6 protein-coding genes are annotated in these 6,131 nt (G+C 71.0%); all 6 read right to left on the reverse strand.

Annotation, left to right across the window (positions count from 1 at the left end):
- Positions 1–75: 75 nt before the first annotated feature.
- The 6 genes from pstB to VGH76_RS07040 all read right to left on the reverse strand — a co-directional run bounded on the left by pstB (position 76) and on the right by VGH76_RS07040 (position 6,130).
- Positions 76–852, reverse strand: coding sequence for a phosphate ABC transporter ATP-binding protein PstB (gene pstB / locus VGH76_RS07015; RefSeq protein ID WP_331555908.1), 777 nt, complete (start codon positions 850–852; stop codon positions 76–78).
- Positions 853–862: 10 nt separating this feature from the next.
- Positions 863–1,774 (reverse strand): phosphate ABC transporter permease PstA, encoded by a 912-nt coding sequence (gene pstA, locus VGH76_RS07020; protein ID WP_331555909.1) that lies wholly within the window; start codon positions 1,772–1,774, stop codon positions 863–865.
- Positions 1,775–1,832: 58 nt separating this feature from the next.
- Positions 1,833–2,822: a phosphate ABC transporter permease subunit PstC gene (gene pstC / locus VGH76_RS07025; protein ID WP_414637684.1), complete on the reverse strand. Its 990-nt coding sequence runs from the start codon at positions 2,820–2,822 to the stop codon at positions 1,833–1,835.
- A gap of 157 nt (positions 2,823–2,979) precedes the next feature.
- Complete coding sequence (gene pstS, locus VGH76_RS07030) at positions 2,980–4,083, reverse strand: phosphate ABC transporter substrate-binding protein PstS (RefSeq protein WP_331555911.1); 1,104 nt, start codon at positions 4,081–4,083, stop codon at positions 2,980–2,982.
- Positions 4,084–4,314: 231 nt separating this feature from the next.
- Positions 4,315–5,253, reverse strand: coding sequence for a mycothiol synthase (gene mshD / locus VGH76_RS07035; protein WP_414637685.1), 939 nt, complete (start codon positions 5,251–5,253; stop codon positions 4,315–4,317).
- Positions 5,254–5,347: 94 nt separating this feature from the next.
- Positions 5,348–6,130 (reverse strand): response regulator transcription factor, encoded by a 783-nt coding sequence (locus tag VGH76_RS07040; protein ID WP_331555913.1) that lies wholly within the window; start codon positions 6,128–6,130, stop codon positions 5,348–5,350.
- Between the last annotated feature and the right edge of the window lies 1 nt (position 6,131).

Genomic DNA, 6,131 nt, shown 5'->3' on the forward strand with positions numbered 1-6,131 from the left:
GGAACGCACGAACGGCCGGTTCGTTACCTTCGATGGTGACGAACCGGCCGTTCGTGCTTTCGGGATCTGGGCTGATCAGCCGAAGCGACCCGAGATGTAGTCCTCGGTCTCGCGCTCGTGCGGGTTCGAGAAGATCTTCTCGGTGTCGTCGATCTCCACGAGGTGCCCGGGCTTGCCGGTGGCCTCGAGGTTGAAGAATGCCGTCTGGTCGCTGACCCGCGCGGCCTGCTGCATGTTGTGGGTGACGATGACGATCGTGTAGTCCTTCTTGAGCTCCCCGATGAGGTCCTCGATCGCCAGCGTCGAGATCGGGTCGAGCGCGGAGCACGGCTCGTCCATGAGCAGGACGTCGGGCTCGACGGCGATTGCGCGGGCGATGCACAGCCGCTGCTGCTGACCGCCGGAGAGGCCGCCGCCGGGCTTGTCGAGCCGGCCGGAGACCTCCTTCCAGAGGTTCGCGCCGCGCAGCGAGGCCTCGCAGACCTCGTCGAGCTTCTTCTTGTCCCGCACGCCCTGCAGCTTCAGCCCGGCGACGACGTTGTCGCGGATGGACATCGTCGGGAACGGGTTGGGGCGCTGGAACACCATGCCGATGGTGCGTCGCACCGCGACGGCGTCGGAGCCGCGGGCGTAGATGTCCTCGCCGTCGAGGAGGATCTCCCCCTCGACCCGCGCGCCCGGGATCTCCTCGTGCATGCGGTTCAGCGTCCGCAGCACGGTGGACTTCCCGCAGCCCGACGGGCCGATGAACGACGTGACGGACCGGGGCGGCACGGAGAGGTTGACGCCCTGCACGGCGTGGAAGTCGCCGTAGTAGATGTCGACGTCCTTCAGGTCGAGACGCTTGGCCATCAGATGTCCCTCACTTGGAGATCGCCGAGAAGCGGGAGATGACGCTCGCCGCGAGCTGGAAGAGCATCACGATGATGATCAGGGTCAGCGCGCCGCCCCAGATGCGGAGCTGGCCGGCCGCCGAGGGGTTCGTCGAGAGCTCGGTGTAGATCAGCAGCGGCAACGAGGCCTGGTTGCCGTTGAACGGGTCGAAGTTGATCGCGCGGGCGTAGCCCACGAGGACCAGGACCGGGGCCGTCTCCCCCATGACGCGGGCGAAGGCCAGCATGACGCCGGTGACGGTGCCGGACAGCGCCGTGGGCAGCACGATCCGCAGGATCGTCCTCCACTTCGGGATGCCGAGCGCGTAGGAGGCCTCCCGCAGCTCGTCGGGGACCAGCCGCAGCATCTCCTCGGTGTTGCGGATGACCACCGGGAGCATGAGCAGCACGAGGGCCAGGCCCACGAGGAACCCGCTCTGCGAGAGGTCGAAGATCGAGATGAACAGGGCGAAGATGAAGAGCGCGGCGACGATCGAGGGGACGCCGGAGAGGATGTCGACCATGAAGCTGGTGGTCTTCGCCAGCCGGCCACGGCCGTACTCGACGAGGTAGACCGCGGCCATGATGCCGACCGGCACCGCGATGATCCCGGCGATGAGCGCCTGGATCAGGGTGCCGACGATCGCGTGGTAGACGCCGCCGCGGACCTCGTCGGGCGTCACCCCGGACAGCGACCTCGTCCACCAGTCCGCCGAGATGATGGCCGGCACGCCCTTGATCAGCACGCTGACGAGCAACCACACCAGCGGGATGACGGCGATGAGGAAGGCGGCCACCACCAGCACCGTCGCCGCCTGGTTCTTGATCCGCCGTGCCGTCGAGATGCGGCGGAAGGTCTCGGGGACCGCGGGGCGATCCGGGGCGTCGAGAGCGGTCGACATCAGCCGTTCACCTTCTTTCCCGCGGCCACGGCGATCGTCCTGTCACGACGGCGGGGCATCAGCCGTTCACCTTCCCGCCCGCGACGACACGAGCGATCGCGTTGACGACGAAGGTCAGCACGAACAGCACCAGACCCGCCGAGACGTAGGCGCCGGTCGGCAGCGGCTGGCTGAACTCCGAGGCGGCCGAGGCGATCAGCGAGGCGAAGGTGTAGCCGCCGTCGAAGAGACTGCCGTGCGAGGGGCTGGTCGAGGCGCGGATGACCAGCAGGATGGCGATGGTCTCGCCGAGGGCCCGGCCGAGGCCGAGCATCGACGCGGCGATGAACCCGCTGCGCCCGTAGGGCAGCACCGCCATCCGGATGACCTCCCAGCGCGTCGCTCCGAGGGCCTGGGCGGCCTCGATCTGGAAGCGGGGGGTCTGGCCGAACACCTCACGGGTCGTCGCGGTGATGATCGGCAGGATCATGATCGCCAGGATGATGCCGCCGGTGAAGATCGTGCCGGTCAGCACCGGGTTGATGTTGCCCGGCGAGAACAGGAAGAACCAGCCGAGGTAGGTCTCGAGGAACTTCGCGACCGGCTCGATGAACGGCGCGAGGACGAGGATGCCCCAGAGGCCGTACACGATCGAGGGGACGGCGGCGAGCAGGTCGATCACGTAGGCGAACGGCCGGGACAGACGCCCCGGGGCGTACTGGGTCAGGAACAGCGCGATGCCCATCCCGACCGGCATCGCCAGCACGAGCGCCATCAGCGACGACAGCAGTGTCACCACCAGCAGGTCCCGGATGCCGAACCGCAGGTTGTTCGCGTCGGTGGTGTTGAACTCCGGGCTGGTGAGGAAGTTGGCGTGGTTGGCGGCCAGGGACGGCACGGCCTTCATGATGAGGAACAGCCCGATGAGGGCGATCGCCGCGACGACGACGAGGCCGGCCCCGGTGGTGAGCCCGCGGAAGACGCGTTCGCCGTTGCCGCCCGAGCTCGCCGCGGCACGGGTCCGCGGTGGAGGGCCGCCCTGCCGCTCGGTATCGGTCACGGATGACATGGTGGCGGAGCCTCCCGGGGAGTTCTGCGTCTCGCGGCCCCCGGAGCCTGCCCGCTCGGTGGTGCTCTCGCTCACAGCTGTCCGTCTCGTCGTCTCGGGTCGGTGCCGGGGACGGGCCCGGCCGGGACGGAGGTCGCCCCGGCCGGACCCGGTGCGATCAGGAGATCGCGTTGACCGACGTCGTCAGGCGCTGCTTGAAGGCGTCGGGGATCGGGACGTAGCCACCCTGGGTCAGGGTGCCCTGGGCCTGCGGCGAGAGGGCGGTCTGCAGGAACGCCTTCACCGCCTGCCCGGTCGGAGCGTCCGCGTACTTGGTGCAGACGATCTCGTAGGTCGCGAGCGCGATCGGGTACGCGCCGGGGGTGGTGGTCTTGTAGAGGCTGGTGAGGTCGAGGGTCAGGTCGTTGCCCTGGCCGGTGACCTTCACGGAGTCGATGGCCTTGCCGACGTTCTCGGTCGACAGCGGCACCGGCTGGCCGCCGCCCGCGTTGATGATGTTCGCGGTCGGCAGCTGGGCCTTCTGCGCGAAGGACGCCTCGATGTAGGCGATCGAGTTCGGAGTGTTCTTCGTCGCGTCGGTGACGCCCTGGCTGCCCTTGGCGCCCGCGCCGGTGCCGCCGTTGAACGTCTGCGTCGACGGCTTGGCGTAGGCGTTGTTGGAGGCGGCGTTGAGGTAGGTCTGGAAGTTCTGCGTGGTGCCGGACTCGTCGGAGCGGAAGTTCACGACGATCGGCGCCGCGGGCAGGTTCTTGCCCGGGTTCAGCGCGGCGATGGCCGGGTCGTTCCAGGTCTTGACGGTGCCGTTGAAGATCTTGGCGAGCGTCGGGCCGTCGAGCGCGAGGTCGGTGACGCCCGCGACGTTGTAGGCGATCGCGATCGGGCCGAAGACCATCGGGAGGTTCAGCGGCTGCGAGGCGCAGCGCTGCTGGGCCTTCGGGATCTCCGCCGAGGACAGCGCGGCATCCGAGCCCGCGAAGTCGGTCTGGCCGCCGATGAAGTCGTTGCGTCCCGCGCCGGAGCCGCTCGCGGTGTAGTTGACGGTCTGGCCGTTGCAGGTCTGCTCGAACGTGTTGACGAAGCCGGTGATGGCGTTCGCCTGAGCGGTCGAGCCACTGGCCTTGAGCGCCTGCTTGCCGCCACAGGTGACACCGGACGCCTGCGGGGTCGAGCCGCCGGAGTTGTTGTCACTGCCGCACGCGCTGAACAGGAGCGCCCCGGCCGCGATCAGACCGATCGCCGCTGCGCGCCGCTGGAACCTCACAGAGATCCTCCGTCTCGTCCTCGCCCCAGTGCCCCGTTCGTGGCGGTCTGGGCGGAAGGCCGACACGGGCTGCATCGACCGGAGCGGAGGCTATGGGGGGCGGGTGGACGACCGACGCTGGCGAGGTGAACGGGGGATGAACAGGTCCGGTTGTGCCCCACCGGATCGGGGCGACACTGGTCACAGCAGGTCAGCGCGGTGTCGTGTTCCGCACAGTCGGTGCCCGAGCTCTCACCGACCGCCGTCGTCGTCACCGGCAGATGGCGCGGAGGTGTCCTCCCGGAGACCGAACGAGACGTCCACGGCGTCGACCTCGAACCCGAGCCGACGATAGGTCGCCACCGCCGGGGCGTTGTCCGCCTCGACGTAGAGGATCACCTCGTCGAGGCCCCGCCCGGCGAGGTGGTGCAGGCCGGCGAGGGTCAGCGCGCCGCCGAGCCCACGGCCCTGCGCGTCCGGGTCCACCCCCACCACGTAGACCTCGCCGACCGGCCCCCCGTCGCGGGCACCGTCGGGATGGACCTTGGTCCAGTGGAAGCCGAGCAGCGCGCCCTCGGCGTCCCGGGCGAGGAGGAAGCCCTCGGCGTCGAACCACGGCTCCTGCTCGCGGCGGCGCACGTCGTCGACGGTCATCGCGCCCTGCTCGGGGTGCCAGGCGAAGGCGCGGGCGTTGACGGCGACGACGTCGGGCTCGTCCATCCCGACCCGCAGGGTCCCGACGGTGACGCCCTCGACGTCGCCCGGCGGCGGCAGCGGGTCCGCGCCGGCCGGACGGCGCATCATCCAGAGTTCGCGGTCGCGCGCCAGCCCGAGCGCCCCCGCGAGCTCGGCTGCGCCCGGACGGTCCCCGTGCGCCCAGACCCGTGCGTGCCCGGGGCGGATCGCCGGGTCGGCCAGCAGGGTGCGCGCGAGCGCCGTCGCCACCCCGTGCCGGCGGGTGCCGGGCGCGACCCCGACCTCGACGACGACGTCGTCGGGCTCCCCCACGTCCACGTGCGCCCAGGCGGCGAGGGCGCCGTCGTCCCCGCGGGCGACGAGGTGCCGCCCGTGCCCGGTCGGCGTGGCGAGGTCGAGCAGGGCGGGCTCGGACCACGCGGACACCCCGTCGGCGTGGCGCAGGGCCGCGACGAGGTGCTCGATCGCCTCGCGGTCGGCAGCCGTCGGGTCGATCCACTCGGGCTGGGTCGCGCGGGAGGCGGGGATGGTCACGGCGGGACGCTATCGCTCCGCGCCCGCCGTGAGCCCGACCTCGTCGTCGCCGCGCTCAGGCGCCGCCCGCCCACGCCGCGGGGCGGACCACGCGGTCGTCGGTGTCCCAGGAGACCGCCCGGCCGGGCTCCTCGTCCTCGGCGACGTCGCCCTCGTCGAGGGTCAGGCCCATCGAGCCCGTCGAGCCCGTCTCGGTCGAGGACGCGAGCACGCCGCGCACCGGCCGGACGAACTTGTAGCCGACGTTGCGCACCGTGCCGATGAGCTGCTCGTGCTCCGAGCCGAGCTTCGCGCGCAGGCGCCGGACGTGGACGTCGACGGTGCGCGTGCCACCGAAGAAGTCGTAGCCCCAGACCTCCTGCAGCAGCTGGGCGCGGGTGAACACGCGACCCGCGTGCTGCGCGAGGTACTTGAGCAGCTCGAACTCCTTGTAGGTGAGGTCGAGCGGGCGGCCGCGCAGCCGTGCGGTGTACGTGGCCTCGTCGATCACCAGCTCGCCCAGGACGAGGGCACCCTCGCCGCTCGAGCTGTCCGAGGAGCGGCGGGCGCGCAGCAGCCGGAGCCGGGCGTCGACCTCCGCGGGTCCGACGCCGGGCAGGAGGACCTCGTCCACGCCCCACTCGAGGGAGACGGCGACGAGGCCGCCCTCGGTGAGCACGGCGATCACCGGGACGTCGAGCCCGGTGGAGCCCAGGAGACGGCACAGGCTCCGGGCGGCGGCGAGGTCGTGGCGGGCATCGACGAGGACGGCGTCGTGCGGTCCGGCGTCGAGGAGCGCGGCCACTTCGGGCGCCGCGGTCCGGAGCCCGTGGGGTAGCAGGGTCAACGACGGCAGCACT

This window comes from Actinomycetospora sp., from assembly GCF_036497585.1.
Classification (GTDB): Bacteria; Actinomycetota; Actinomycetes; order Mycobacteriales; family Pseudonocardiaceae; genus Actinomycetospora.

What these genes read in the sequence shown, in the direction of transcription:
- pstB (WP_331555908.1), bottom strand. Translation starts at nt 852, where the DNA reads ATGGCCAAGCGTCTCGACCTGAAGGACGTCGACATCTACTACGGCGAC.
- pstA (WP_331555909.1), bottom strand. Translation starts at nt 1,774, where the DNA reads ATGTCGACCGCTCTCGACGCCCCGGATCGCCCCGCGGTCCCCGAGACC.
- pstC (WP_414637684.1), bottom strand. Translation starts at nt 2,822, where the DNA reads ATGTCATCCGTGACCGATACCGAGCGGCAGGGCGGCCCTCCACCGCGG.